Below are 23,986 nucleotides of genomic sequence, written 5' to 3' on the forward strand. Positions count from 1 at the left end.
TCTCGACCTTCACCCCGACACGCTGAAACTGCGTGACGGGCTCTGAATCTGTTCTGTTGCCCCGGCGCAGGCCTTGCGCCGGGGCACTTCACCCTTCTGTTTGATGGACGTTGTCATGTTTGATTTATCACAAGAAGTTGCTCCTTTGGCTGATGAGGGGATCTACCCCATTCGCGAGGTCTCCCGCCTCACCGGCGTCAACGCCGTGACCCTGCGCGCCTGGCAGCGCCGCTACGGGCTGGTGCAGCCAGCCCGCACCGAAAAGGGCCACCGCCTCTACAGTGAGCAGGATATTCGCCAGATCGGCGAGATCCTGAGCTGGCTGGAGCGGGGAGTGAGCATCGGGCAGGTGAAAGGGCTCTTGAGCGAACCCCATGCCGAGCCAGTGAGCGATCACTGGCAACAGACTCTGGAGCAGTTCAGTCAGGCGCTGCTCGCCTTTAACCAGCGCAAGGCGGAGGCCGAGCTGAACGATCTGCTGGCGAGCTACCCGTTCGAGCTGGTACGCAGCCGGGTGCTGCAACCGTTGGTGGAGCGGCTGCTCGGGCTGTGGCGCGAGCGGCCCGATGGCGATCTGCTGCAACAGGTGTGGCTGGGCTGGCTCCATACCCGCTTCGCCCGCCACCTGATCGAGCAGGAGAAGGGCGTGCCGGTCACGTTGGCGAGCTGGGGACAAGTCGGCCCCCTCGATTTGGTGTGGGCCGCTTACGAGCTGATCGGTCAGGGCTATGAGGTGCAACTGCTGGGCGCGGTGGAGCCGCGCCATGCCAGCCTGCTGGAAGGACGCGCCGTCACCCCCTGGCTGGTGCTGCTGGGGGCAGGGCTTGGCAAGCAGGATCTGGCCGCCGGGTGGCCCGCCGGCACGCGCCTGTTTGGCGAGTTGGGGCGCCTCTACGATAGCGAATGGCTTAACGCCCACGGCTGGCAGGCGAGCCTTGCCGAGCTGATGGCAGACGCACCTGCTGCGGCTGGCACCTGCGGACGCGGGAGGAAAAAATCATGAAATTGGTCTGGTTGCGCAATGATCTGCGCCTTGCCGACAACCCGGCCTTGCGCCATGCCTGCGCCGATGATGAGCCGGTGGCCGCGCTCTTTATCGTCTCCCCCACCCAGTGGCGGCAGCACAAGATGGCCCCCATCCGTCAGCGCTTTATGTTGGCGCAGGTGGATGAATTGGGCCGTGAGCTGGCAGCGCTCGGCATCCCGCTCCATCTGCTGCGCGTGGAGACCTTTGCCGAGGTGCCCGCTGCGTTGGCTGATTTAAGCCGGGAGCTGGGGGTGACCCAGCTCTATGCCAATCAGGCTATCGAGATCGACGAGCAGCGTCGCGACCACGCTGTCACTGCTGCACTGGCAGAGCAGGCGGTGAGCTGTCACTGGCTCAACGGCTGCAGCGTATTGCCGCCGGGGCGGGTGCTGACCGGGTCGGGTGAGATGTTCAAGGTCTTTACCCCCTTCAGCCGAGCCTGGCTCAAGGCTCTCGATGAGGATGGCTTCGTCATTCATCGCGCCCCTGCGCCCCGTGGTGAGCCCTTGCCGTGGCAGCCGCTGGCCGAGCGGGAGTGGGCTGATGAGGCACTCGGCGAGCTGACGGCTGATCCCCGCTGGCCGGTGGGGGAGGCGGAGGCAAGCCGCCGTCTGAATGACTTTCTGGAGCAGGCGGTGCTCGACTATGGGGAGACCCGGGATTTTCCTGCCATCGCGGGCACCTCCGTGCTCTCCCCCTATCTGGCGGCGGGCATCATCAGCCCCCGTCAGTGCGTGGCGGCGCTCCAGCAGCGGCTCGGCTATCGGCCCCAGTCGAAGGCCCAGCCCGGCTTTGTCTGGCTCAATGAACTGGTCTGGCGCGAGTTCTATCGCCACCTGCTGGTGCTGATCCCGACCCTCTCCATGAATCGCCCCTTCAAGCCCGAGACGGCATCCTTGCCGTGGAGCTGGGACCCGGATGCCTTTGCCGCCTGGTGCGAGGGACGTACCGGCTACCCCATTGTCGATGCGGCGATGCGCTGCCTCAACGCCACCGGTTGGATGCACAACCGGCTGCGGATGATAGTGGCGAGTTTTCTTACCAAGGATCTCCATATCCACTGGCGGCTCGGGGAGGATTACTTCATGAGTCGACTCATCGACGGGGATCTGGCGGCCAACAATGGCGGCTGGCAGTGGGCGGCGGGCACAGGTGCCGATGCTGCCCCCTACTTTCGGGTCTTCAACCCCACCACTCAGGGGCAACGATTTGATCCACAAGGGGAGTTTATCCGTACCTGGGTAACTGAACTGGCCGATATTCCCGCCGCTTATGTGCATCAGCCCCACGACTGGCTGCGGCTCAAGGGGCGACAGGATTATCCGGCTCCCATGGTGGATCACGCCGTTGCCCGGGTGAGAGCCATCGAGATGTTTCGCTCTCTGGAGAAATAGGATGAACGAGCCGCTGGCCCGCTTTATTGGCCTCTATCAGCAACTGGACAAACAGCAGTTGCATCGCTTGCCCGAGGTCTATGCCGAACAGGTGGTCTTTACCGACCCGGCCCACCACATCGAGGGGCTGGCGGCCCTTGGCGACTATTTTGCCGCCCTCTATCAGCACCTCGCCTACTGCCGTTTCGTCATCACCAGTCAGCAGCAGCAAGGGCAGCAGGCCTGGCTCGGCTGGACCATGACCTTCTCGCACCCCAGATTGCGCGGTGGTGAGCCGGTGACGGTGGAGGGGGCCACCCGTCTCGAATTCGACGAGGCGGGCAAGGTGTGTCAGCACCGGGACTATTTTGACCTGGGCGCCATGCTCTACGAGCAGTTACCGTTGCTCGGGCCCGTGGTGCGCACTATCAAGGGGAGGCTCGGCGCATGAGCGGCCGGGTGCTTATTACCGGGGCGACCTCCGGTATAGGTCGTCAACTGGCGCTAGATTACCGGCGTGCTGGCTGGCAGGTGTGGGGCTGCGGCCGCGATGGCGAACGGCTGCAGGAGTTGGGGCTTCATGGCGTCACGCCGCTGCAGTTCGATGCCCGGGATGTGGCCGCAATGAACGGGATAGCCGCTACGCTGCCTCCGCTGGATCTGCTGATCCTCAACGCAGGCAACTGCGAGTACATGGATGTCGGCGAGGGGTTTGACAGCGAGCTGTTTGCCCGTGTCATCGACACCAATCTGACAGCCACCGGCCATGCGTTGGCTGCCTTCTTGCCACTGCTGGGGGCGGGATCACGGCTGGCCATCGTCAGCTCATCGGTGAGCTGGCTGCCGCTGCCGCGAGCCGAGGCGTATGGCGCCTCCAAGGCGGCCCTCGACTATCTGGCGGATACCTTGCGCCTCGATTTGGCCAGCAAAGAGATCGGGGTGACCCTTGTCCGCCCCGGCTTTGTCCAGACGCCGCTGACCGCCAAAAATGATTTTCCCATGCCCTGTCTGGTGACGGTGGAGCAGGCCTCCCGCGCCATCATGGACGGGCTGACAGCCGGTCGTCACCAGATCCACTTTCCCCGCCGTTTCATCTGGTTGCTGCGCCTGCTTGGTGCGCTGCCGGTGGGGCTCTGGCTGCGCCTTGGCCGCGCACTCGTATCGAAAGGAAGCCATTCATGAAGAAAAAGATCGCCATCGTCGGTTCAGGGATCTCGGGGCTCACCGCCGGTTTTCTGCTCCACAAACTCCATGACATCACCCTGTTCGAGGCGGCGCCGACCCTGGGCGGTCACACCGCCACCGTCGATGTGGATCTGGCTGGCCGCAGCTATGCCATCGACACCGGTTTTATCGTCTTCAACGATCGCACTTACCCCAACTTCTTGAAGTTGCTGGCGCGGATCGGCATGGAACGGCAACCGGCCGAGATGAGCTTCTCGGTGAAAAGCCCGGAGGGGCTGGAATATAACGGCCACAATCTCGATACCCTGTTTGCCCAGCGCAGCAATCTGCTAAGCCCCCGTTTCTATGGCTTCGTCGCCGAGATCTTGCGGTTCAACCGGGAGGCGCGGGCCTGGCTGGCTGATGGTCAACATCAGGGGGCTGGCCCCGAGCTGACCCTGGGGGACTTTCTGCTGGCGGGGGAGTTTAGCGACTACTTCGCCCGCCATTACATCTTGCCTATGGGGGCGGCGATCTGGTCATCGACCCTGGCCGATATGCGCGCCTTCCCCCTTGGCTTCTTCCTGCGTTTTTTTGCCAACCACGGCCTGCTCGATGTGGCCAATCGCCCACAGTGGTACGTGATTCCGGGTGGCTCGCGGGAATATATCGGCCCCCTTACGGCGGGTTGGCAGTCGCAGATCCGCCTCGCCTGTCCGGTGCAGAGCGTGCGGCGGGACGCGGACGGCGTGGTGATCCAGAGCTCTTATGGCGAGGAGCGGTTTGACGAGGTGATCTTCGCCTGCCACAGCGATCAGGCGCTGGCGCTACTGGCAGATCCCGGCGAGCGGGAGCAAGCCATCCTCGGCGACATGCCCTATCAGGCCAACGATGTCTGGCTCCATACCGATGCGCGCTGCCTACCCACCCGTTGCAAGGCATGGGCCAGCTGGAACTATCAGCTCGATGGCAACGACGAGGCGCGGCCGCTGGTGAGCTACAACATGAACATCCTGCAGGGGGTTAACTCGCCAGAGCCCTTCTGCGTCAGCCTCAATCCCAGGGGCAAGGTGGATGAGAGCAAGGTGCTGCGCCGCTTCGTCTACCACCATCCGGTGTTCAATAAGGCCTCTATTGCTGCCCAGCAGCGGCGCGCGGAGATCTGCGGCCAGCATCATACCCACTTCTGCGGCGCCTACTGGTACAACGGCTTTCATGAGGATGGGGTGCGCAGCGCGCTGGACGTCGCCAGGCGCTTCGGAGCCGAGCTATGAGCGGCGCCACCGTGGCCACTGGACATGAGCGTGCCGACGAACTGGCTGGCGTCACCAGCGCCATCTGGCAGGGTTCGGTGCGCCACCGCCGTTTTGCGCCGCGGGCCCACGCTTTCTCCTACAGCCTCTTTATGCTGGGACTGGATCTCGACGAACTGCCGCAGCTCGATCAGGGGCGCTGGTTCGGGGTGGAGCGGGCGGGGCTGCTCTCGTTTCACCGCCATGACTATCTCAAGGGCAGTGAGGGAAGCCTCAAGCAGGCGGTGTGGCAGAAGGTGAGCGAGCTGGGTGGCGATGCCGACCCAGAGGGACGGGTGCTGCTGCTCGGCAATGTGCGCTGTCTGGGGTTCTACTTCAGCCCGGTCAACTTCTACTTCTGCTACCGGCAGGGGGAGGCGCGTTATCTGCTGGCGGAGGTGTCGAACACCCCCTGGAACGAGCGTCACTACTACCTGCTTGATCTGGCGGCGCTAGCCCCCCATGACAAGGATTTTCATGTCTCCCCGTTTATGGGGCTGGCGATGCGCTACCACTGGCGCATTCGTCCGCCCGCGCAGGAGACACTGATCCATATCGAGAGTCATCCCGTATCCGGTGAAGCCAAGCTGTTTGACGCCACCCTGGCGCTCACGCGCGAACCCTTGTCGCGCAAGGGGCTGGTGGATCTGCTGGCCCGCTGGCCCTGGATGACCATGAAGGTGCTGCTCGGGATCTACTGGCAGGCCCTGCGTCTTTTTATCAAACGAACACCGATATTTACCCATCCGGAGAGCCGCTAATGGAACTTGCTCAATCTACCCTCTCAGCCTCATTCATCGATAAAAGTGCAAGGCAATTGCTGCTCAAACTGCTGGGGCGTCTCGAACATGGCCAGCTGCTGCTGTGGGATGGTGGTGAGCGCCACAGCTTTGGCGTCGCGGGCACCGATCTGCATGCCGAACTGGTGGTGCAGGATCCGGCCTTCTATCGCCGCCTGTTGCTGGGGGGCAGCATTGCCGCCGGAGAAACCTGGGTGGAGGGGCTCTGGACTAGCTCGGATCCGGTGGCGCTGGTACGGCTGCTGGCTCGCAACCTGACTCTGCTCGACTCCCTTGAGCGGCGCTTGGGCTGGCTCAGTTTTCCCTTCAACAAGGTGCGCCACTGGCTCAATCGCAATACCCTGACCGGGTCGCGCTCCAACATCGCCGCCCACTACGATCTCGGCAATAGCCTCTATCAGGGTTTTCTCGACAGCCATATGCAGTACTCGAGCGCCATCTATCCGAGCGCCGAGGCAACTCTGGAAGAGGGGCAGCAGGCCAAGCTGCGCACCATCTGCGAGCGGCTGGAACTGGGGCCTGACGATCATCTGCTGGAGATTGGCACCGGCTGGGGCGGTCTCGCCGTCTATGCCGCCCGCCACTACGGCTGCCGGGTGACTACCACCACCATCTCCCGAGCCCAGCATGACTATGCCAAGGAGTGGATTGCGCGGGAGGGGCTGGGGGATCGCATCACCTTGCTGCTGGAGGATTACCGCAAGCTGGAGGGCACTTATGACAAGCTGGTCTCCATCGAGATGATCGAGGCGGTGGGTCACGCCTTCCTGCCCGACTATTTCCGCCAGCTGTCGCGGCTGCTCAAGCCCGGTGGTCGCCTGCTCATTCAGGCCATCACCATCGCCGATCAGCGCCACGCCCAGTATCTGCGCGGGGTCGATTTCATCCAGCGCTACATATTCCCCGGTGGCTGCCTGCCGAGCGTCTCCCAGATGGCTGGCTTGCTGGCGCGGGAAACCGACATGCAGCTGGTGCGGTTGCACGATCACGGCCATCACTATGCCCGCACGTTGGCTCACTGGTGCGAGCGTTTTCTGGGACTGGCGCCCGAGCTGCCCAAGCTCGGTTACAGCCAAGATTTCATCCGGTTGTGGCACTTCTACTTCGCTTATTGCGAGGGGGGATTCTGGGAGCGCAGCATCAGTCTGGTGCAGCTGGAGGCCGCCAAGCCGGGGCCTGCTGGCTGGTCGGGTGATGTGCCAGTAAGCGGTCACTGACCATGTGGCAGTGGGCTCACCTGCTGGGATTCAACCTCTACTGGTTGCTGGCGGTGAAGTGGCAGCAGCCGAGCCCGCTGCTGGCAATGTTGCTGCTGCACTTTCTCTTCTCACCCAGCCGCCAGCGTGACTGGCGGCTGCTTCCCATCGCGGTTGCTGGCTGTCTGCTGGATGCCCTGCTCTGGCAGCTCGGCTTGTTCCGGTTTCCTTCCGGTTTTCCCCTCTGGCTGGTGCTGCTCTGGCTCGGTTTTGCCCTGACGCTGGGTCACGGCATGCGCTGGCTGCTGCGCTTGCCCCGCTGGCAGCAGGCGCTGTTTGGCGTGTTTGGCGGTGCCTCCTCCTATGTGGCGGGGGCCGCCATGGGGGCAGTACACTTACCTTGGGGCATCCGGATCAGCACGGCGCTGCTGGCAGTGATCTGGATGTGGTGGTTGCCCGTACTCCTGTGGGTAATGGTCAAGCTGGAGGGTGAGTCATGATGAACGCCTTTTCGACCGACTCGTTGCTTTTTTCCAAATGGACCAAAGAGAGCCAGCACGAGCTCGCTGAGCGCTTCTATCTGGTGGTTGCCTGCCAGCGGAACGCGAAAGGGGAGCTGATGCAGGTGGTGATGCAGGATATCAACACCCTGCAGGAACAGGAGATGGACTGGCATGAACTGGAAGACCCCAACCACTGGCATATGGGGTGGAATTAACCCGCTACTGCTGGCATTTACGCTCTTTGCAGCAACCGCAGTGCAGGCTTCTGCCGCCCCCTGGCAGCAGCTGCGCCCGGTCGGGCAGGGGGAGATGAACTGGCTCTGGTTCAAGCTCTACGATGCCACCCTCTACAGTGCGAGCGGGCACTATCAGCCCGGTCACTATCCACAGGCTCTGACCCTCACCTATGCCAGATCCATCGAGCGGGAAGATTTGCTGAGCGCCACCGCCGCCGAGTGGCAGCGGCTCGGTCTTGGCTCTGATGCCGAGCGTCAGCGCTGGCTCGGGAAGCTCGCCGCACTCTGGCCCGATGTGCAGGCGGACGACAAGCTCACCTTCTATGTCGACAAGGGCGGGACAGGCCACTTCTGGTGGCAGGAGAAGCCGCTCGGCACCCTGGCCGATCCACAATTCTCGGCCGCTTTTCTTGCCATCTGGCTGGCTGACAACAGCCGCGATCCCGCCCTGACCCGCCGCCTGCGTGGCCAACCCTGAACATGGAGTTTCTGATGTCTTTCTATCGTGCATACCGCTGGTTGCTGCTGCTCCCCGTTTTTCTGCTGAGCGGCTGTGGTGCCGGTCTCGATGACTATCGGGGGCTGGGGCCAAACTGGGATCTCGCCCGTTTCTTCAACGGCAAGCTGGTGGCTCACGGTCTGGTGACCGACCGCAGCGGCGAAGTGACCAGTCGCTTTCGGGTCGATATGGTGGGTCGTTGGAAAGATGGCAAGGGAGAGCTGTTCGAGCAGTTCTACTTTGACGATGGCCGCCAGCAGACCCGTACCTGGTATCTGAGCAAGGGCGATGATGGTCACTGGCGTGGTACTGCTTCCGATGTGGTGGGGGCGGCGGTGGGTAAAACCCAAGGCTTTGCCCTCAACTGGCGCTACCAGCTCGATCTGGCGCTGCCGGATGGCGATGTGGTGCGGGTGAGCTTCGATGACTGGATGTATCTGCTGGATGAGGATCGCCTGATCAATCGCGCTACCATCAGCAAGTTCGGTATCGATCTGGGGGAGGTGATCCTCTATATCGAGCGTCAGCCCTGACCGCAGTAGCAAGATCACGCCCAGTAAAAAGCGCGCCGATGGCGCGCTTTTGTTTACCGAAAGGTTAGGGTCATCAGATGATGCGGTTCTCTTCCAGCATCTTGCGACGGGCCTCTTCCTTGGCCATCTTCTTCTTGCGGTTGTCGCAGGGTTCCGGGCAATCGCACTCTTTCTCGATGCCAACGCTACCCAGGCCGCCACAGGAGCCGGAGATGGTCTTCTTCTGGAAGATGTAACCGATAGCCATGGCGGCTATCACCAGCATGAATACCCCGAAGGTGATCAGAAAAATCTGCATCTGTACCTCTTACTTCTTGACCAGATAGGGCTTGAAGGCATCGGAGTAGGCTTCTTCAAAGCCCTTGTCCGTCTTGGTGATCACGAAGATCGCCAGGCCTCGCTCGTTGGCATAGGCCAGGCTCTTCTCGGTCCCCATCACCATAAACACGGTAGCCAGCCCGTCTGCGGTCATGCAGGAGGGGTGGATCACGGTGACCGATACCAGACGGTGCTGGATCGGTTTGCCGCTGCGCGGATCTATGGTGTGGGAGAAGCGCTGGCCATCCAGTTCATAGTAGTTGCGGTAATCGCCGGAGGTGGCCACCCCGTTGTCACCGGGCACAATCACCTCTTGCACCGTGCCGGTGCCCGCTGTGGGCTTCTCGATGGCGACGCGCCAGGGGTGACCCTTGCCGTTGACGCCATTGATCCGCAGCTCGCCGCCAATTTCGACCAGATAGTTGCGCGCACCCAGGGACTCCAGATACTCGGCCACTTTGTCCACACCAAAGCCTTTGGCGATGGCGGAGAGATCGACGTAGAGGTCGGGAATATCCTTTTGCAGGGTGTCGGCATCCACCGAGGTCACTACGTGCAGGTTGCCCAGGCCGGTCTTCTGGCGAGTCTGGGTGATCAGCTCGTCAGAGGGGATCTTGGTCGGCTTCTTGTCCGGGCCAAAGCCCCACAGATTGACCAAGGGGCCGACGGTGACGTCTAGCGCCCCCTGGCTCTCACGGCCAATGTGAATGGCCTCTGTGACGACCCGCGCGGTGTCACGGGACACCACGATCGGCGTGGCACTGCGATGCTGGTTAAAGCGCGACAGTTCGGAATCGGGGCGATAGGTCGACATCTGATCGTTGACCCGCTCCAGCAAGACATCGACCTCGGCCTGTAATTTGGCCGGATCGCTGATGGCGCTGTCCGCCACCTTGATGGAGTAGTAAGTGCCCATGGTGCTACCGGTGATATGGATCTCCGGTTTGGATTGGACCGTTTCCTGACCGCACCCAGTCAAGAAAAAGGCTAGCCCGAAGGCTAGCCAGGTCTTTACAACACTGTGCATGGATTAACCACCAAAGTCATCCAACAGGATGTTTTCGTCTTCAACGCCCAGATCTTTGAGCATGTTGATGACGGCAGCGTTCATCACCGGAGGCCCACACATGTAGAACTCGCAATCTTCCGGTGCCTCGTGGTTCTTGAGATAGTTCTCGTAGAGCACGTTGTGGATGAAGCCGGTGTAGCCGTCCCAGTTGTCTTCCGGTTGCGGATCAGACAGGGCGACGTTCCAGGTGAAGTTCTCGTTCTCGGCGGCGAGCATGTCAAAGTCTTCGACATAGAACATTTCGCGCTTGGAACGGGCACCGTACCAGAAGCTCATCTTGCGCTTGGACTTCAGGCGACGCAGCTGGTCGAAAATATGGGAACGCATCGGCGCCATACCTGCACCACCACCGATGAATACCATTTCGGCATCGGTGTCCTTGGCGAAGAACTCACCGAACGGACCGGAGATGGTCACCTTGTCGCCAGCCTTCAGGCTGAAGATGTAGGAGGACATCTGTCCCGGAGGGGCAGTCCAGTTGCTCGGGGGCGGGGTCGCGATACGCACGTTCAGCATGATAATGCCGAACTCTTCCGGATAGTTGGCCATGGAGTAGGCACGGATGATCGGCTCATCGACCTTGGACTCCAGCTCAAAAATCTTGAAGCGATCCCAGTCACCGCGATACTCCTCGGGAATATCGAAGTTCTTGTAGTGCACGTGGTGAGCCGGAGCTTCAATCTGGATATAACCACCGGCGCGGAACGGGACGCTCTCGCCATCGGGGATCTGCAGCTTGAGCTCCTTAATGAAGGTGGCCTTGTTATCGTTGGAGATAACAGTACATTCCCACTTCTTCACCCCGAAAATCTCTTCCGGCAGTTCGATATCCATGTCGGAGCGAACGGTAACCTGACAGGCCAGACGCTCGCCATGACGGGCTTCGCCCTTGCTGATGTGATCCAGTTCGGTCGGCAGAATGTCGCCGCCACCGGATTTCACCCGTACCTTGCACTGGCCGCAGGAGCCACCGCCGCCACAGGCGGAGGAGACGAAGATACCGCTGCCAGCCAGCACGCCGAGCAGCTTGCCACCGGCCGGGCTGGTCACAGCCTTGGCCGGGTCACCATTGATGCTGATTGTCACGTCGCCCGCGGTCACCAGCTTGGACTTGGCGAACAGAATGACTGCCACCAGTGCCAGCAGGATCACGGTAAACATGACCACACCCAAAATAATTTCCATCTATCGTTCCTTTCTGATTGCAGGAAAGCCGATTACAGGGAGATACCAGAGAAGGACATGAAGCCCAGCGCCATCAGACCGGCGGTGATGAAGGTGATGCCCAGACCGCGCAGGCCTTCCGGAACATCGGAGTACTTCATCTTCTCGCGGATACCTGCCAGCGCAACGATCGCCAGCATCCAGCCTGCCCCTGAACCCACACCGTAGACCACAGACTCCATGAAGTTGTAGTCACGCTGCACCATGAAGGAGACGCCACCGAAGATGGCGCAGTTCACGGTGATGAGCGGCAGGAAGATACCCAGCGCGTTGTAGAGTGCCGGGAAGTACTTGTCCAGCGCCATCTCCAGGATCTGTACCAGTGCTGCAATCACACCGATGAAGGTGATGAAGCTCAGGAAGCTCAGATCCAGACCGGATACCAGAGCGCCATCTTTAAGCACGTAGTTGTAGATCAGGTTGTTGGCAGGAACTGCGATGGTCTGCACCACAATAACGGCAATACCCAGACCCATGGAGGTCTTTACCTTCTTGGACACCGCCAGGAAGGTACACATCCCCAGGAAGAAGGAGAGTGCCAGGTTTTCGATGAAGATCGATTTAATCAACAGACTCAGATAGTGTTCCATACCTTAATCCTTCGCCTCCACCTGCTTGGGATCCTTGGTGCGCACGCCCCAAATGATCAGACCAATGATGAAGAATGCACTCGGCGGCAGCAGCAGCAGGCCGTTCGGGACATACCAGCCACCGTTGTTCACCAGCGGCAGCAGCTCGATGCCGAACCAGGTGCCGGAGCCCAGCAGTTCACGCACGGTTGCCACGCTCAGCAGAATGGCGCCATAGCCCAGACCGTTGCCGATACCATCCAGGAAGGAGGGCAGCGGGGCGCTCTTCATGGCGTACGCTTCGGCGCGGCCCATCACGATACAGTTGGTGATGATCAGACCCACGAAGACCGACAGTTGCTTGGAGATGTCATAGGCATACGCCTTGAGCACCTGGTCAACCACGATAACCAGTGAGGCGATAATCGCCATCTGCACGATGATCCGGACGCTGTTCGGGATCTGGTTGCGGATCAGGGAGATGAACAGGTTTGAGAAGGCGGTGACCGCCATGACCGCGAGGGTCATTACAAACGCAGTTTTCATCTGGCTGGTAACCGCCAGTGCAGAACAGACACCCAGCACCTGCAAGGCGATGGGGTTGTTGCCCAGCACAGGCGTCAACAGCAACTTCTTCATTTCGCTCTTGTCAGCCATTGTTGATTTCTCCTGCACGAACCTTGGCCAGGAAAGGACCGAAGCCCTTGGGACCCATCCAGAAGTCGAAGGTATGCTGTACGCCGTTACCGGTCAGGGTAGCGCCGGACAGGCCGTCGATATCATGCTCGGAACCTTCAGGGGCATGGCCCTTGATGACGCGCAGCGCCGGCATGCCATTCTGGTCGAACAGTTTCTTGTCCTTGAACAGCGCCTGCCAGGCCGGGTTTTCGATCTCGCCACCCAGACCCGGAGTCTCACCGTGGTCGTAGTAGGTGATGCCCTTGATGGTCTGGCCATCAGCGGCAACGGCGACGAAGGCATACATGGTTGACCACAGACCCTGGCCATAAATGGGCAGAATGATGTTGTCTACCTTGCCTTGCGCATCTTTGGCGAAGAACACGGGAACCAGTTTGGAGATCTGGCGCAGGCTGGCCTTGTCGTCAGCGGCAGCAAGACGGATGCTGCGGGCCGGATCTTTGGCTGCCAGCTTGGTGTCGAAGTTGTCGGCATCGCCGTCAACAAATTCACCTGTGGTCAGGTCCACCAGACGGGCTTCGATCTTCTCGCCATACAGTTTGGCCAGGTCGCGCTTGGCGACATCACTCACATCCACACCGGCTACGGCGAGAATGTTGCTTTGCTTGTCGAGCGCCTTGTTTTCCTGCTGGGTAGAACGCAGGCCCACAGCGGCAACGGATACCACGATGGAACAGGCCAGACAGAGGCCGGTAACTACGCTGACGGTGCCGAGGGTTGAATCTTTATTAAACGCCACGTGCAATCCTCCGCTTGATGTTTGCCTGAGCGACGAAGTGGTCAAACAGGGGAGCAAACAGGTTCGCAAACAGAATGGCCAGCATCATGCCTTCCGGGAACGCAGGGTTGACCACGCGAACCAGCACGACCATCACGCCGATCAGGGCGCCATACCACCACTTGCCCTTGTTGGTAAAGGCAGCGGAGACAGGGTCGGTCGCCATGAAGGCCATACCGAAGGCGAAGCCACCCAGTACCAGATGCCAGTGCCACGGCATGTTGAACATGGGGTTGGTATCGGAACCGATGACGTTGAACAGCAGGGAGGTGGCGATCATACCGATCATCACGCCGGCGATGATGCGCCAGGAGGCGATGCGCATGTAGACGATCATGGCTGCACCCAGCAGGATCATCAGGGTAGAGACTTCACCGATGGAACCCGGCAGGTTACCCAGGAAAGCGTCCATCCAGCTGATAGCCTGGCCGGTTGCACCGTTGATCAGCGACATCTGGCCGCCTTGGGCCCACTGGCTCAGGGCAGTCGCGCCGGAGAAGCCATCAACGGCAACCCATACGGCGTCACCGGAGATCTGGCCCGGGTAGGCGAAGAACAGGAACGCACGACCAGCAAGCGCCGGGTTCAGGAAGTTCTTGCCGGTACCACCGAACACCTCTTTGGCCATCACCACACCGAAGGTGATACCCAGCGCAGCTTGCCACAGGGGCAGCTCGGGCGGCACGATCAGGGCAAACAGGATGGAGGTTACGAAGAAGCCTTCGTTGATCTCGTGTTTGCGCACCATGGCGAACAGCACTTCCCAGAAGCCGCCGACCAGGAACGCGGTCAAGTAGATCGGGAAGAAGTGGGTGGCGCCAATCAGCATCTTGCTGCCGATACCGGCGACAGCCGGATCGAGGGAGGCGCCCAGCATGGTGGCCAGCGCATATTGCCAGCTGCTGGCACCAGCAGCCGAGCCCATGTGGGCAATGGCGGCAATCGCCTGGTTACCCACGTTGAACATGCCCCAGAACATGGCCGGGAACACGGCCAGCCACACCATGATCATCATGCGCTTCAGATCGAGCGCATCACGAACGTGGGAGGCGTTGCGGGTAACGGTACCCGGGGTGTAGAACAGGGTGTACGCCGCTTCGAACAGGGCGTAGTACTTGGCGTACTTTCCACCTGGTTCGAAGTGGTGTTCCATATTTTCAAGAAGTTGCTTGAAACTCATCGCTTAACCTTCCAGTTCAATCTTGGTCAGGCACTCACGCAAGATCGGGCCGTACTCTGTCTTGCCGGGGCAGACAAAGGTACAGAGCGCCAAATCTTCCTCATCCAGCTCCAGGCAGCCCAGTGCTTGCGCACCGTCGCTATCGCCGGAGACCATGTCCCGCAGCAGCAGGGTAGGCAGGATGTCGAGTGGCATCACCCGCTCATAGTTGCCGATAGGCACCATGGAACGGTCACTACCGTTGGTAGTGGTGGTGAAGTTGATCAGCTTGCCCTTCATCAGATGAGAGAGGGTGGTCCGGGTGATAGAGAACTTGTTGGCGCTGGGGTTGATCCAGCCCAGGAACTCTTTCTCGCGACCTTCACCCAGCACGCAAACCTGATTGTGGTAGCGACCCAGGTAGTCGTGAACCCCTTCGGCTTTGGCACCACTCAGGATAGAACCGGAGATGATACGGTTTTCGTCGGCACGCAGCTCGTTGTTGGTGAGCTGGCTGATGCAGGCGCCCAGGCGGGTACGCAGCAGACGCGGCTTGAGCACGTTCGGGCCAGCCAATGCGATCACCTTGTCGGTGCAGATCTCACCGGTGGTGAACAGCTTGCCCAGCGCGATCACATCCTGATAGTTGATGTGCCACTGCACCTTGGTGCTGCTGACCGGATCCAGGAAGTGGATATGGGTACCCGGCAGACCGGCAGGGTGCGGACCGACAAAGATCTCTTCCTTGACCTGGGTCAGCGGAGAGTGGGGCAGGCTGCCTTCGCCTTTGCAGACGTAGACGGTGCCGTCGGTCAGGCGGGTCAATACGGCCAGGCCATCGAGGAAGGCCTGTGGCTGTTCCTTGATGATCAGCTCGGCATCGGCTGCCAGCGGGTTGGTGTCCATTGCGGTCACAAAGATAGCGCGCGGGGCTGTGCCTACCGCGGGGACTTTGCTGAACGGACGGGTACGAAACGCAGTCCACTGACCTGATGCGACCAGGATCTCTTGCACCTTGCTGCGCTCGAGCTTGGCCAGCTCGGCAGAGGCAAAATGCTCAAATGTCACCTGTTCATCGGAACCGTCGAGGTCGATGACCACGGACTGGAGAACACGTTTGGCACCACGGTTGATTTCTGAAACCACACCGGTGGCAGGAGCTGTGAATTTAACGCCCGGATTCTTCTTGTCTTCAAAAAGATCCTGACCTTTGATGACGCGATCACCTACTTTGACGAACATAGTAGGTCGCATCCCCACAAACTCCTCGCCCAGTGTCGCAACACGGGTGATGGCGGGGCCATCGTAGATTACTTGCTCTGGCGCACCCAGCACGGGGATGTCCAGTCCTCTTTTGATTGTAATCATACTCAATTGCACTACCGTTACGGGAGAGGTTGGTTAGCGCCGAGAAATACATCACGACGGGTGGTTGAATGAGTCGATGTTGTGGCTGCGCCAGGTGGTCAGGCTCAACAATTATTCAACATGCAAGCTCACTCAAAAGCGCTTGAGTTTACCACTTAAGGTGCATTTTCTGCCATGCCAAATGGGCAAAATCCCCGTGCCATCACAAAATTAACCTGCAATGAATAAGCCCCCGACACCTTGTAAGTCGTGGTTTTAAAGGTTTTTTTATTTCACCACCTCAATGGGGGTATTTGCTGTTGTTTTAACTGCCAACAACAAGCCTTGATGCTGAAAAACACCCCCTTGGATGTAGTCTTTTCGGGGCCAATGGGGGAGATTTGTTTCATTTTTGTTGGCAGATGCGCGATGGGAGTGGTGTGGTACCGCCCGGTTCAGGAGAGTGACGGTTTGCCAACGCAGCTCGGGGTGCGCGGGGCATGGCCTTTTTCCTGCCACTCGCTTGTCGTGTAGGTATGCAGCGCCAGTGCATGAATTGCGCCGGCCAGCTCGTCGGCCAGCACGGCATTGACCTGGCGATGACGTGCCAGCAGCCGCTGCCCTGTAAATTGCTCGCTGACGATCACCACCTTGAAGTGGCTCTCTGAGCCGGGTTCCACACGGTGCATGTGGCTCTCGTTGATCACCTCCAGCACGGTGGGGGAGAGGGCGGCGGTCAGCTTGGCTTCAATCAGTTGTTGGATGGTCATCGGATCGGCTTCCAGAGTGAATGTCGGGCCATTCTATCGGCAGTCGTGCGATCGAATAAGCCCCCGTAAGGGGGAAATCACCGGTCAGTTGCCCCCTTGATGCGCATCGAACTGGTGAAATTCCTGCTCCTCGCTAGAATAGCGCCACTTTGCGTCGCCCCTGGCGCCTGTATACACGAATCAAGCCGAGGTTGGACTCTTCCTATGCAAACCCTTCTCGACACTCCCCATTGCCAGCTCACGCTCTACCGCTATCCGCGCCAGAGTCAGGAGACGCTGCAAGCCTGGGATGCGGCTGACGAATATCTGATCAACACCCTGGCGGAGTCCCCCCTCGAGCAGGCGGGCCCCGTCATCATCATGAATGACGGCTTTGGCGCACTGGCAGCCTATCTGCATCCTCACTCCCCCTGTAGCGTCACCGACTCCTACATCAGCGAGCGGGCGACCCTGGCCAATCTGGCTGAAAACGGGCTGGATGCAGGCGGGATTACCTTGCAGGATGCGCTGGCACCGTTGCCCGACGCCCCTGCGCTGGTGGTGATCAAGGTCTCCAAATATCAGGCACTGCTGGAACAGCAACTGCTGGCATTGCGGGATGTAGTGACACCTGCGACCTGCGTCATCGCTGCCGGCAAGGCGAAGGATATTCATACTTCCACCCTCAAGCTGTTCGAGAAGTATCTGGGGCCGACCCGTACCTCGCTGGCCTGGAAAAAGGCGCGTCTCATTCACTGCGAGCCGCAGGCAGAACGTCCCGCGTTGGCCCATCCCTTCCCGACCGTGTGGCCGCTGGAGGGAACTGACATGCTCATCCACAACCATGCCAACGTCTTCTCGCGCACCAGTCTCGATATCGGTGCCCGCTTTATGCTGGACAACCTGCCCATCCACAGTGCCCGCAAGGTGATCGATCTGGGCTGTGGCAACGGGGTGCTGGGGTTGTCGCTGCTTGCCAAAGACAGCGAGGTGGAGGTGACCTTTATCGATGAATCCTATATGGCGGTCGCCTCGGCACAGCTCAACGTTGAGCACAATCTGCCCGATGCTCTGCCGCGCGCCCGCTTTATGGTCAATAACTGTCTCGACGGGGTGGCGGTCGGCTCGGCGGATCGGATCCTCTGCAATCCCCCCTTCCATCAATTGCAGGCGATCACCGATCATATTGCCTGGCAGATGTTCAGCGATGCGCACCGGGTGTTGCCTCAAGGGGGTGAACTCTGGATAGTAGGCAACCGTCATCTGGACTATCACAACAAACTCAAGCGCTTGTTTGCCAACGCACAAGTCGTTGCGTCGAACAGCAAATTCGTTATTTTGAAAGCCATCAAACGCTAAAGCCAAAGGAAACCATGATGAAAAAGTCACTCTTGCTGCTGGCCGCCCTGATGCTGGGCGGGTGTGCCACTCATTGGCCGGAGACGGCGCTACTCAATCCGCAGGTGATCCCCGCCAACCAGCAATACTACTCTGGCAATCGCATCACCATGGAAGGGGTAGACAAGCGTGAGGCTGCCTACGTCTTCTCCATTAAACATAAAGAGAAGGCGCCGGTGCTGGTCAACAGTGAGCGTCCACTCAACCTGCTGATGGCTGAACGGCTGGCGGAAGGGCTGCGTAGCCAGGGTCTGGAAGTGGGCAACAGTGGCACCACCAACCTGACGCTGGTGATCTCCAATGCGGCAGTCAATGTGGAAGAGAAGACCTTTACCTATGTCACCAAGTCCCGTGTCAGCCTGCAGGTAATCGCCGATTTCCAGGGCAACCGCCTGACCAAGCAGTTCAACATGTCCTCCAGCAAGGAGAGCCCAAGCGAGCCAAGCATGGCCGATCTGGAGTCTACACTGAACCTGCAACTGGGTAGCGTGCTGCAGCAGATCATGGCGGATGATGCGCTGCGCGGTTACCTGAAAGGTCAACCGAACGGTGCAGGGGTCTGATGATGAAAAAACTCTGGTTGCTGGCCATGTTGATCGCCCCGCTGGCGTTCGCGGGCCCTAAAGTCAGAATGGAGACCAACCACGGCAATATCGTGGTGGAGCTGGCGTCCAAGCAGGCGCCGCAGACTGTAAAGAACTTCCTGCGCTACGTGGCTGATGGCAGCTACGACGGCAGCATCTTTCACCGGGTGATCCAGGATTTCGTGGTGCAGGGGGGCGGCTACAACCAGCAGTTCCAGCAACTGCCTACCTATGAGCCGGTGGTCAACGAGTCGCGTGGTGGTTTGCCCAACAAGCGTGGCACCATCGCCATGGCTCGTACCCAGGCGGTCGACAGCGCTACTCGCCAGTTCTACTTCAATCTGGTCGACAACAACAACCTCAACGCCGGTGGCGCCGCGGGTTATACCGTGTTCGGTCAGGTGGTGCAGGGGATGGAGGTGCTGGACAAGCTGGCTCAGGTGCAGACCGGTTACAGCTCTATTCTGCGTGCCAACGATGTGCCGACCAGCCCCATCATTCTGAAGAAGGTGGTGTTGTTGGCAGAAACCCCGGCGGACAAGAAAGTCGACAAGAAAGCGGGCAAGTAACTCTCGCCGGACGTGGTTCGGCACCGCGATCCCGTCATGCCACAATGCAAGGCTCATCCCGCTTGGGATGGGCCTTGTCTCTATAAGGCTTCTTTGGGCCTATCTTTTTGCTCGCCTTGGCTATCTGCCATCAACCTGCCAAAATGACGCACTTTTCCAACGTCGTCAGGTAGTTGAACATGATCCGCAAACCAAGCTGGAGAGAGTCCCTCGCCGTCTATCTCGAATTTCGGGTGTTTATTCTCTTTGCCATGGGTTTTTCATCGGGTCTGCCGCTACTACTGGTGTTCGGTACCCTCTCGTTCTGGTTGCGTGAGGCCGATGTCAGCCTGACCGATATCGGCTACATGAGCTGGGTGGCGCTTGCCTATGGCTTTAAATGGTTGTGGTCACCGCTGGTGGATCGCATGCCGCTGCCGTTGCTCTCCACGCTGCTGGGGCGTCGTCGCAGCTGGATGTTGTTCTCCCAGCTGCTGATTGCCGCTGCACTGGTCGGCATGGCGTTCTGCGATCCCAAGACCGAGCTGGCCCAGCTGGCGCTGTTTGCCCTGCTGGTGGCCTTTGCCTCGGCCACGCAGGATATCGTTATCGATGCCTATCGCATCGAATCCGCCCCCGAGCGGCTGCAGGCGGCGATGGCGGCCTCCTACATGACCGGCTACCGGCTGGCGATGATCATGGCGGGTGCCGGTGCGCTGGCGTTGGCGGCCTGGTTTGGCAGCAACAGCGGCTACGACTATCGTGGCTGGCAGGTCACCTATCTGGTGATGGCGGGCTTGATGTCACTCGGGGTCATCACCACCCTGTTTTGCCACGAACCGGATATCGATCTGGCCGGGCAGGGCAAGCAACAGGCCGAGCGCAAGGCGTTGCTGCTGGAACAGGGATGGCCTGCGCCGCTGGCGAGTGCCGGAGCCTGGGGCTATGAGGCGGTCTGGTGTCCGTTTGCCGACTTCTTCCGCCGCTATGGCGGATCGGCGCTACTGATCCTGGCGTTGATCGCCTGCTATCGGGTTGCCGATGTGGTGATGGGGGTGATGTCCAACAGCTTCTATGTGGATATGCAGTTCAGCAAGACTGAAGTGGCCACCATCACCAAGGTGTTTGGCGTCATTATGACGCTGGTCGGCGCTGCATTTGGGGGCGTGCTGGTGATGCGCTTTGGCACGTTGCGCATTCTATTTTTGGGGGCGCTGCTTACCGCCAGTACCAACCTGCTGTTTGCCTTGCTCCATCAGGTTGGTCACAACCTGGAACTGCTGACCCTGATCATCTCGCTGGATAACCTCAGTGCCGGTATCGCCACTGCGGCCTTCGTGACCTATCTCTCCAGCCTGACCAATGTGGCATTTTCGGCGACCCAGTACGCGCTGTTCAGCTCGGTGATGTTGCTGTTGCCCAAATTGCTGGCCGGTTTTTCTGGGCAGGTCGTGGAGCAGATTGGCTACAGTGCCTTCTTTGTCGGAACCAGTTTATTGGGCTTGCCCGTGTTGTTGTTGATAGTGCTTGTCGCCAGAAAAGGAAGCGAGTTGCTCTCAGCGGCTGACAAATAGCAAGCGTTTGCGTAGAATCGGGGGTGATTAGATTCACACTTCCGGATAAAGTTCCCGAGAAGTTGTTTCTCCCCTGATTTTATTTGATTAGAATTCCTCTCGCTCCTTGTGGGCAGGCTACGGAAAACCTCAACTAACGCACAAGAGACCAATAAAATGGCCAAATTTACCAAGACTCTGATCGCTGCCGGTCTGCTGGCTGCTGCCGCTACTCCGGCCTTTGCTGCTGATTACAGCGGTGATATCCATAAAAATGACTACAAGTGGATGCAGTTCAACGTAATGCATACCATTGACCAGCGTCCTTTCCTGAAATCTGATGGTGATTACAACGATACCTATCTGGAAATGGAATTTGGTGGTCGTTCCGGTCTGTTTGATCTGTATGGCTATGTCGATGTGTTCGATATTTTCCAAAGCAGCCACAGTAACAAACATAACGGCAGCAATATCTTCATGAAATTTGCTCCGCGCCTCTCCTTGGATGCCCTGACTGGTAAAGATCTCTCCTTCGGCCCGGTACAAGAACTCTATATTGCCACGTTGAACAGCGTTGAAACCGGACACGGTGACGATGCAAATATGATGGAAAATATGATTGGTCTGGGTGCTGATGTTCAGGTGCCTTGGTTCGGTAAAGTTGGCATGAACCTGTATGCTCGCCATGCAACCGAAAGCGGCTTCACTGAAGAAGAAGGTGACTGGAACGGTTATCAGTTCTCCATGAACTGGTTCAAACCTTTCTATACCTTCTCCAACGGCAGCTTCGTCTCCTATCAAGGCTATTTGGATTACCTGTTTGACCGTGATACTCATGGCAATGAGTTCTATTCATCTAATGGGCTGGGTACTTTCCACGGTATTTACTGGCACTCTGATCGCTATGCTGTCGGCTATGGTCTGAAGTATTTCAACGAAATTTATGGCCTGAACAATGGCGCATTTAATGTGCTTAATACTACCGGTTTCGGCCACTACTTCTCTGTTACCTACAAGTTCTAATCAAACTTGGGGTACAAAAAACCGGAGCATCTGCTCCGGTTTTTTTATGGCCGCGATTTAGGTAGCGTGGCGCGAGTCATTGAGTGCGCCACGGCTGAGTGGATAAATCAGTCGCGGAAGTTCTGGAACTGCATCGGTTGACCCAGTTCGGCGCCACGGACCAGTGCCATGGTCTCTTGCAGATCGTCACGCTTCTTGCCGGTGACACGTACTTCATCACCCTGGATGGCGACCTGCACCTTGATCTTGGAGTCCTTGATCAGCTTGACCAGCTTCTTGGCGATCTCTTTCTCGATCCCCTGCTTGAACTTGACGGTCAGGTGGAAGCGCTTGCCGGAGTGAACGGAGTCCCCCACCTCCATGGAGCTGTTTTCGATGTTGCGCTTGAGCAGGGCTGCGCGCAGGATTTCGACCATCTGCTTGAGCTGGAAATCGGCATCGGCTTCCAGTTTCACCTCTTCCTTGTTCAACTCGAAGCTGGCTTCTACCCCACGAAAATCGAAACGGGTGGCCAGTTCACGATTGGCGTTGTCGACTGCGTTCAACACCTCGTTCATTTTGACTTCAGAGACAATATCGAATGACGGCATAGCCGGAGCTCCTCATGTTGCGTTATCGGGGGGCAAATCTACCAGAAAACGGGCAAATTTGCTGATTTTGATAGGGCTGCTCTGCTAGAATCCCCTGCGCACAGGATGGGTGGACCCGTTAGCGTCCACCAGCGAGTTCTTCACTTATCTCCGGTAACAGGTTGAGAGGATTGCAACCCTTACCCTGACAGAGTCACACCATGCCAAGCGGATTAAAAAATTCCCGACAGCCCGTTATGCCACCTGTGATCCCGCAGTGGTCACTGTTGGGTTGTGGCGCCCTCGGCGGCGTTTTTGCCTCCCTGCTGACCCAGAGCGGTCAATCCACCCGAGTCTTGTTGCGCGAACACCATAAGTCCACGCTCCATCCGGGGTTCGATTTCACCTCGCTGGAGGGGCAGGTACAACTGCTCAATATCGAGCGTGGATTTGTCAGCAAACCCGGCAAGATCAAGCGCCTGCTGGTGATGACCAAGGCCAGTCAGGTGGTTGCCGCACTGGCACCACTGGTAAGCAAACTGGATGCTGGCGTGCCGATCGTGCTGCTGCACAACGGGATGGGCATTGCCGAGCAGGTGGTCGAGATGTTCCCGCACAACCCGGTGATTGCCGGCGTCACCAGCCATGGTGCCATGCAGAGTGGCCATTTCGTCTTCCGTCATACTGGCAAGGGCGAAACCTGGCTCGGCCCGATCAATGAAGCCGCCAAGGCCCACGCCGCGCTCGCGGATGAGCTGGCGCTGGCGCTGGGTCAGGCTGGTTGGGATGAGCAGGTATTGGTACGTCAGTGGCAGAAGCTGGCCATCAATTGTGCCATCAATCCCCTGACTGCCCTCTACAAGCTGAAAAATGGCGAGCTGGCTGGCCCCCGTTTTGCCGACGCCCTGCAGCAGATCTGCGTGGAAGTGGCGGATGTGATGTGCGCCGAAGGCATTACTACCACGGCAGAAGAGTTGCAGCGCCGGGTGATGACAGTGGTGGAACTGACCGCTGACAATTACTCCTCCATGTATCAGGATATGGAGCTGGGACGAGAGACCGAGATTGAGGCCATCACCGGCTTCCTGCTGGCCAAGGCTGCCCGGCATGGCATCGCCGTACCGGTCAATCAGGGTCTCTATCAGGCGATCAAAGAGAAGAGTCAGGCCGCCTGACCTTTACATGGCAGAGCAAGCTGCAAGGAGGCGGGAGTGAGTGTACTGGTGCTGGTGGCCCCCGGGTCGGAAGAGATAGAGACGGTCGCCATTGTCGATACCCTGGTGCGTGCCAGCATCGAGGTGGTGCTGGCCTCTTGCTGCCCCGCCGGATCCCGGCAGGTGAAAGCGTCACGCGGGGTACAGCTGGTGGCTGATTGTCATATCGATGAGCTGACCCGCCGGGACTTTGAAGCCATCGTGGTACCCGGCGGTTTGCCCGGCAGTGAAGTGATCCGCGATACCCCGCTGGCCATCATTCTGCTCAAAGAGCAGGCTGCTCTTGGTCGCTGGCGCGCTGCCATCTGCGCCGCCCCCGTGGTGGTGTTGCAACATCATGGCCTGCTGGAGGGTGCCATCGTCACCTGTCATCGCGGCTTTCAGTCCCGACTACCGACATCGCAGCTGTCACATGAGCGGGTAGTCAGGGATGAGGCTCATCGCCTTATCACCAGTCAGGGGCCGGGCAGTGCCATCGAGTTTGCGCTCGAACTGGTACGGGTGCTGCGCGGGGATGAGGTGGCGGCCGCCGTCGCTGGCCCTATGGTGCTGCCTTGAGCGC

General features: G+C 59.2%; 28 protein-coding genes. 18 read left to right on the top strand and 10 right to left on the bottom strand.

The window, feature by feature from the left end; all coding sequences use genetic code 11:
- The first annotated feature begins 115 nt into the window (after nucleotides 1–115).
- The 11 genes from BSP75_RS17070 to BSP75_RS17120 are packed head-to-tail and all read left to right on the top strand — an operon-like array spanning nucleotide 116 to nucleotide 8,623.
- The gene (locus tag BSP75_RS17070) at nucleotides 116–1,003 is read left to right on the top strand and encodes a MerR family transcriptional regulator (protein ID WP_075113993.1); all 888 of its coding nucleotides are present in this window, start codon (nucleotides 116–118) and stop codon (nucleotides 1,001–1,003) included.
- The gene (phrB, locus tag BSP75_RS17075) at nucleotides 1,000–2,421 is read left to right on the top strand and encodes a deoxyribodipyrimidine photo-lyase (RefSeq protein ID WP_075113994.1); all 1,422 of its coding nucleotides are present in this window, start codon (nucleotides 1,000–1,002) and stop codon (nucleotides 2,419–2,421) included. Before BSP75_RS17070 ends, phrB begins: the two co-directional genes overlap by 4 nt.
- 1 nt (nucleotide 2,422) lies before the next feature.
- A complete protein-coding gene (locus BSP75_RS17080; RefSeq protein WP_075113995.1) occupies nucleotides 2,423–2,851 on the top strand; it encodes a nuclear transport factor 2 family protein in 429 nt (142 codons plus the stop codon).
- Complete coding sequence (locus tag BSP75_RS17085) at nucleotides 2,848–3,582, top strand: SDR family NAD(P)-dependent oxidoreductase (RefSeq protein ID WP_075113996.1); 735 nt, start codon at nucleotides 2,848–2,850, stop codon at nucleotides 3,580–3,582. Before BSP75_RS17080 ends, BSP75_RS17085 begins: the two co-directional genes overlap by 4 nt.
- On the top strand, nucleotides 3,579–4,838 hold the full coding sequence (locus BSP75_RS17090) for an FAD-dependent oxidoreductase (RefSeq protein WP_075113997.1): 1,260 nt from the start codon (nucleotides 3,579–3,581) through the stop codon (nucleotides 4,836–4,838). Before BSP75_RS17085 ends, BSP75_RS17090 begins: the two co-directional genes overlap by 4 nt.
- The gene (locus BSP75_RS17095) at nucleotides 4,835–5,617 is read left to right on the top strand and encodes a DUF1365 domain-containing protein (RefSeq protein WP_075113998.1); all 783 of its coding nucleotides are present in this window, start codon (nucleotides 4,835–4,837) and stop codon (nucleotides 5,615–5,617) included. The genes BSP75_RS17090 and BSP75_RS17095 overlap by 4 nt, the downstream gene beginning before the upstream one ends.
- Complete coding sequence (locus BSP75_RS17100; protein WP_075113999.1) at nucleotides 5,617–6,873, top strand: cyclopropane-fatty-acyl-phospholipid synthase family protein; 1,257 nt, start codon at nucleotides 5,617–5,619, stop codon at nucleotides 6,871–6,873. Before BSP75_RS17095 ends, BSP75_RS17100 begins: the two co-directional genes overlap by 1 nt.
- 2 nt (nucleotides 6,874–6,875) lie before the next feature.
- Nucleotides 6,876–7,352: a DUF2878 domain-containing protein gene (locus BSP75_RS17105; RefSeq protein ID WP_075114000.1), complete on the top strand. Its 477-nt coding sequence runs from the start codon at nucleotides 6,876–6,878 to the stop codon at nucleotides 7,350–7,352.
- Nucleotides 7,352–7,570: a TIGR02450 family Trp-rich protein gene (locus BSP75_RS17110; protein WP_042058497.1), complete on the top strand. Its 219-nt coding sequence runs from the start codon at nucleotides 7,352–7,354 to the stop codon at nucleotides 7,568–7,570. Before BSP75_RS17105 ends, BSP75_RS17110 begins: the two co-directional genes overlap by 1 nt.
- Nucleotides 7,527–8,069 carry a chalcone isomerase family protein gene (locus BSP75_RS17115; protein ID WP_075114001.1) on the top strand — a complete coding sequence of 181 codons (543 nt, stop codon included), beginning with the start codon at nucleotides 7,527–7,529 and terminating at the stop codon, nucleotides 8,067–8,069. The genes BSP75_RS17110 and BSP75_RS17115 overlap by 44 nt, the downstream gene beginning before the upstream one ends.
- Before the next feature lie 14 nt (nucleotides 8,070–8,083).
- Nucleotides 8,084–8,623, top strand: coding sequence for a DUF3833 domain-containing protein (locus BSP75_RS17120; protein ID WP_075114002.1), 540 nt, complete (start codon nucleotides 8,084–8,086; stop codon nucleotides 8,621–8,623).
- A 73-nt stretch (nucleotides 8,624–8,696) separates the two neighbouring features.
- On the opposite strand, the gene nqrM is transcribed toward BSP75_RS17120, so the two are convergent.
- The 9 genes from nqrM to BSP75_RS17165 all read right to left on the bottom strand — a co-directional run bounded on the left by nqrM (nucleotide 8,697) and on the right by BSP75_RS17165 (nucleotide 16,556).
- Nucleotides 8,697–8,921, bottom strand: a complete 225-nt coding sequence (gene nqrM, locus BSP75_RS17125) for a (Na+)-NQR maturation NqrM (protein WP_005338668.1) — start codon at nucleotides 8,919–8,921, stop codon at nucleotides 8,697–8,699.
- Between the two features lie 9 nt (nucleotides 8,922–8,930).
- Nucleotides 8,931–9,968 carry an FAD:protein FMN transferase gene (locus tag BSP75_RS17130; protein WP_075114003.1) on the bottom strand — a complete coding sequence of 346 codons (1,038 nt, stop codon included), beginning with the start codon at nucleotides 9,966–9,968 and terminating at the stop codon, nucleotides 8,931–8,933.
- A gap of 3 nt (nucleotides 9,969–9,971) precedes the next feature.
- Complete coding sequence (gene nqrF, locus BSP75_RS17135) at nucleotides 9,972–11,195, bottom strand: NADH:ubiquinone reductase (Na(+)-transporting) subunit F (protein WP_005338656.1); 1,224 nt, start codon at nucleotides 11,193–11,195, stop codon at nucleotides 9,972–9,974.
- A gap of 32 nt (nucleotides 11,196–11,227) precedes the next feature.
- Nucleotides 11,228–11,824, bottom strand: a complete 597-nt coding sequence (nqrE, locus tag BSP75_RS17140; RefSeq protein WP_005338645.1) for an NADH:ubiquinone reductase (Na(+)-transporting) subunit E — start codon at nucleotides 11,822–11,824, stop codon at nucleotides 11,228–11,230.
- A 3-nt stretch (nucleotides 11,825–11,827) separates the two neighbouring features.
- Nucleotides 11,828–12,460: an NADH:ubiquinone reductase (Na(+)-transporting) subunit D gene (locus BSP75_RS17145; protein WP_005338644.1), complete on the bottom strand. Its 633-nt coding sequence runs from the start codon at nucleotides 12,458–12,460 to the stop codon at nucleotides 11,828–11,830.
- Nucleotides 12,453–13,241: a Na(+)-translocating NADH-quinone reductase subunit C gene (locus tag BSP75_RS17150; protein ID WP_075114004.1), complete on the bottom strand. Its 789-nt coding sequence runs from the start codon at nucleotides 13,239–13,241 to the stop codon at nucleotides 12,453–12,455. The genes BSP75_RS17145 and BSP75_RS17150 overlap by 8 nt, the downstream gene beginning before the upstream one ends.
- Nucleotides 13,231–14,460: an NADH:ubiquinone reductase (Na(+)-transporting) subunit B gene (locus tag BSP75_RS17155; RefSeq protein ID WP_042058348.1), complete on the bottom strand. Its 1,230-nt coding sequence runs from the start codon at nucleotides 14,458–14,460 to the stop codon at nucleotides 13,231–13,233. The genes BSP75_RS17150 and BSP75_RS17155 overlap by 11 nt, the downstream gene beginning before the upstream one ends.
- Before the next feature lie 3 nt (nucleotides 14,461–14,463).
- The gene (locus BSP75_RS17160; protein WP_075114005.1) at nucleotides 14,464–15,807 is read right to left on the bottom strand and encodes a Na(+)-translocating NADH-quinone reductase subunit A; all 1,344 of its coding nucleotides are present in this window, start codon (nucleotides 15,805–15,807) and stop codon (nucleotides 14,464–14,466) included.
- A 434-nt stretch (nucleotides 15,808–16,241) separates the two neighbouring features.
- Nucleotides 16,242–16,556: a BolA/IbaG family iron-sulfur metabolism protein gene (locus BSP75_RS17165; protein ID WP_075114006.1), complete on the bottom strand. Its 315-nt coding sequence runs from the start codon at nucleotides 16,554–16,556 to the stop codon at nucleotides 16,242–16,244.
- A 204-nt stretch (nucleotides 16,557–16,760) separates the two neighbouring features.
- Here BSP75_RS17165 and BSP75_RS17170 point away from each other — a divergent pair, with 204 nt between their 5' ends.
- The 5 genes from BSP75_RS17170 to BSP75_RS17190 all read left to right on the top strand — a co-directional run bounded on the left by BSP75_RS17170 (nucleotide 16,761) and on the right by BSP75_RS17190 (nucleotide 21,641).
- A complete protein-coding gene (locus BSP75_RS17170; protein ID WP_075114007.1) occupies nucleotides 16,761–17,894 on the top strand; it encodes a methyltransferase in 1,134 nt (377 codons plus the stop codon).
- A gap of 17 nt (nucleotides 17,895–17,911) precedes the next feature.
- Nucleotides 17,912–18,496: a YajG family lipoprotein gene (locus BSP75_RS17175; RefSeq protein ID WP_005349692.1), complete on the top strand. Its 585-nt coding sequence runs from the start codon at nucleotides 17,912–17,914 to the stop codon at nucleotides 18,494–18,496.
- A 2-nt stretch (nucleotides 18,497–18,498) separates the two neighbouring features.
- Nucleotides 18,499–19,086 (top strand): peptidylprolyl isomerase, encoded by a 588-nt coding sequence (locus tag BSP75_RS17180; RefSeq protein WP_042657198.1) that lies wholly within the window; start codon nucleotides 18,499–18,501, stop codon nucleotides 19,084–19,086.
- 173 nt (nucleotides 19,087–19,259) lie between these two features.
- Nucleotides 19,260–20,639, top strand: a complete 1,380-nt coding sequence (locus tag BSP75_RS17185; protein WP_075114008.1) for an MFS transporter — start codon at nucleotides 19,260–19,262, stop codon at nucleotides 20,637–20,639.
- 156 nt (nucleotides 20,640–20,795) lie between these two features.
- Nucleotides 20,796–21,641 (top strand): outer membrane protein OmpK, encoded by an 846-nt coding sequence (locus tag BSP75_RS17190; protein WP_075114009.1) that lies wholly within the window; start codon nucleotides 20,796–20,798, stop codon nucleotides 21,639–21,641.
- A 107-nt stretch (nucleotides 21,642–21,748) separates the two neighbouring features.
- Here BSP75_RS17190 and BSP75_RS17195 read toward each other — a convergent pair whose 3' ends face one another.
- Nucleotides 21,749–22,231: a YajQ family cyclic di-GMP-binding protein gene (locus tag BSP75_RS17195; RefSeq protein ID WP_042058365.1), complete on the bottom strand. Its 483-nt coding sequence runs from the start codon at nucleotides 22,229–22,231 to the stop codon at nucleotides 21,749–21,751.
- 200 nt (nucleotides 22,232–22,431) lie between these two features.
- Between BSP75_RS17195 and BSP75_RS17200 the strand changes: the two genes are divergently transcribed.
- Together BSP75_RS17200 and BSP75_RS17205 are read left to right on the top strand one after the other, a co-directional pair.
- Entirely contained in the window at nucleotides 22,432–23,385 is a 954-nt protein-coding gene (locus BSP75_RS17200) for a 2-dehydropantoate 2-reductase (RefSeq protein ID WP_075114010.1), read from the top strand.
- 36 nt (nucleotides 23,386–23,421) lie between these two features.
- Complete coding sequence (locus BSP75_RS17205; protein ID WP_075114011.1) at nucleotides 23,422–23,982, top strand: DJ-1 family glyoxalase III; 561 nt, start codon at nucleotides 23,422–23,424, stop codon at nucleotides 23,980–23,982.
- Nucleotides 23,983–23,986: the final 4 nt, after the last annotated feature.

The organism is Aeromonas sp. YN13HZO-058, from assembly GCF_001921245.1.
GTDB classification, from domain to species: domain Bacteria; phylum Pseudomonadota; class Gammaproteobacteria; order Enterobacterales; family Aeromonadaceae; genus Aeromonas; species Aeromonas allosaccharophila.

Bases quoted from the DNA above. Each gene is read 5' to 3' on its own strand.
- BSP75_RS17070 (WP_075113993.1), top strand. From the start codon at position 116: ATGTTTGATTTATCACAAGAAGTTGCTCCTTTGGCTGATGAGGGGATC.
- phrB (WP_075113994.1), top strand. From the start codon at position 1,000: ATGAAATTGGTCTGGTTGCGCAATGATCTGCGCCTTGCCGACAACCCG.
- BSP75_RS17080 (WP_075113995.1), top strand. From the start codon at position 2,423: ATGAACGAGCCGCTGGCCCGCTTTATTGGCCTCTATCAGCAACTGGAC.
- BSP75_RS17085 (WP_075113996.1), top strand. From the start codon at position 2,848: ATGAGCGGCCGGGTGCTTATTACCGGGGCGACCTCCGGTATAGGTCGT.
- BSP75_RS17090 (WP_075113997.1), top strand. From the start codon at position 3,579: ATGAAGAAAAAGATCGCCATCGTCGGTTCAGGGATCTCGGGGCTCACC.
- BSP75_RS17095 (WP_075113998.1), top strand. From the start codon at position 4,835: ATGAGCGGCGCCACCGTGGCCACTGGACATGAGCGTGCCGACGAACTG.
- BSP75_RS17100 (WP_075113999.1), top strand. From the start codon at position 5,617: ATGGAACTTGCTCAATCTACCCTCTCAGCCTCATTCATCGATAAAAGT.
- BSP75_RS17105 (WP_075114000.1), top strand. From the start codon at position 6,876: ATGTGGCAGTGGGCTCACCTGCTGGGATTCAACCTCTACTGGTTGCTG.
- BSP75_RS17110 (WP_042058497.1), top strand. From the start codon at position 7,352: ATGAACGCCTTTTCGACCGACTCGTTGCTTTTTTCCAAATGGACCAAA.
- BSP75_RS17115 (WP_075114001.1), top strand. From the start codon at position 7,527: ATGAACTGGAAGACCCCAACCACTGGCATATGGGGTGGAATTAACCCG.
- BSP75_RS17120 (WP_075114002.1), top strand. From the start codon at position 8,084: ATGTCTTTCTATCGTGCATACCGCTGGTTGCTGCTGCTCCCCGTTTTT.
- nqrM (WP_005338668.1), bottom strand. From the start codon at position 8,921: ATGCAGATTTTTCTGATCACCTTCGGGGTATTCATGCTGGTGATAGCC.
- BSP75_RS17130 (WP_075114003.1), bottom strand. From the start codon at position 9,968: ATGCACAGTGTTGTAAAGACCTGGCTAGCCTTCGGGCTAGCCTTTTTC.
- nqrF (WP_005338656.1), bottom strand. From the start codon at position 11,195: ATGGAAATTATTTTGGGTGTGGTCATGTTTACCGTGATCCTGCTGGCA.
- nqrE (WP_005338645.1), bottom strand. From the start codon at position 11,824: ATGGAACACTATCTGAGTCTGTTGATTAAATCGATCTTCATCGAAAAC.
- BSP75_RS17145 (WP_005338644.1), bottom strand. From the start codon at position 12,460: ATGGCTGACAAGAGCGAAATGAAGAAGTTGCTGTTGACGCCTGTGCTG.
- BSP75_RS17155 (WP_042058348.1), bottom strand. From the start codon at position 14,460: ATGAGTTTCAAGCAACTTCTTGAAAATATGGAACACCACTTCGAACCA.
- BSP75_RS17160 (WP_075114005.1), bottom strand. From the start codon at position 15,807: ATGATTACAATCAAAAGAGGACTGGACATCCCCGTGCTGGGTGCGCCA.
- BSP75_RS17165 (WP_075114006.1), bottom strand. From the start codon at position 16,556: ATGACCATCCAACAACTGATTGAAGCCAAGCTGACCGCCGCCCTCTCC.
- BSP75_RS17170 (WP_075114007.1), top strand. From the start codon at position 16,761: ATGCAAACCCTTCTCGACACTCCCCATTGCCAGCTCACGCTCTACCGC.
- BSP75_RS17175 (WP_005349692.1), top strand. From the start codon at position 17,912: ATGAAAAAGTCACTCTTGCTGCTGGCCGCCCTGATGCTGGGCGGGTGT.
- BSP75_RS17180 (WP_042657198.1), top strand. From the start codon at position 18,499: ATGAAAAAACTCTGGTTGCTGGCCATGTTGATCGCCCCGCTGGCGTTC.
- BSP75_RS17190 (WP_075114009.1), top strand. From the start codon at position 20,796: ATGGCCAAATTTACCAAGACTCTGATCGCTGCCGGTCTGCTGGCTGCT.
- BSP75_RS17195 (WP_042058365.1), bottom strand. From the start codon at position 22,231: ATGCCGTCATTCGATATTGTCTCTGAAGTCAAAATGAACGAGGTGTTG.
- BSP75_RS17200 (WP_075114010.1), top strand. From the start codon at position 22,432: ATGCCAAGCGGATTAAAAAATTCCCGACAGCCCGTTATGCCACCTGTG.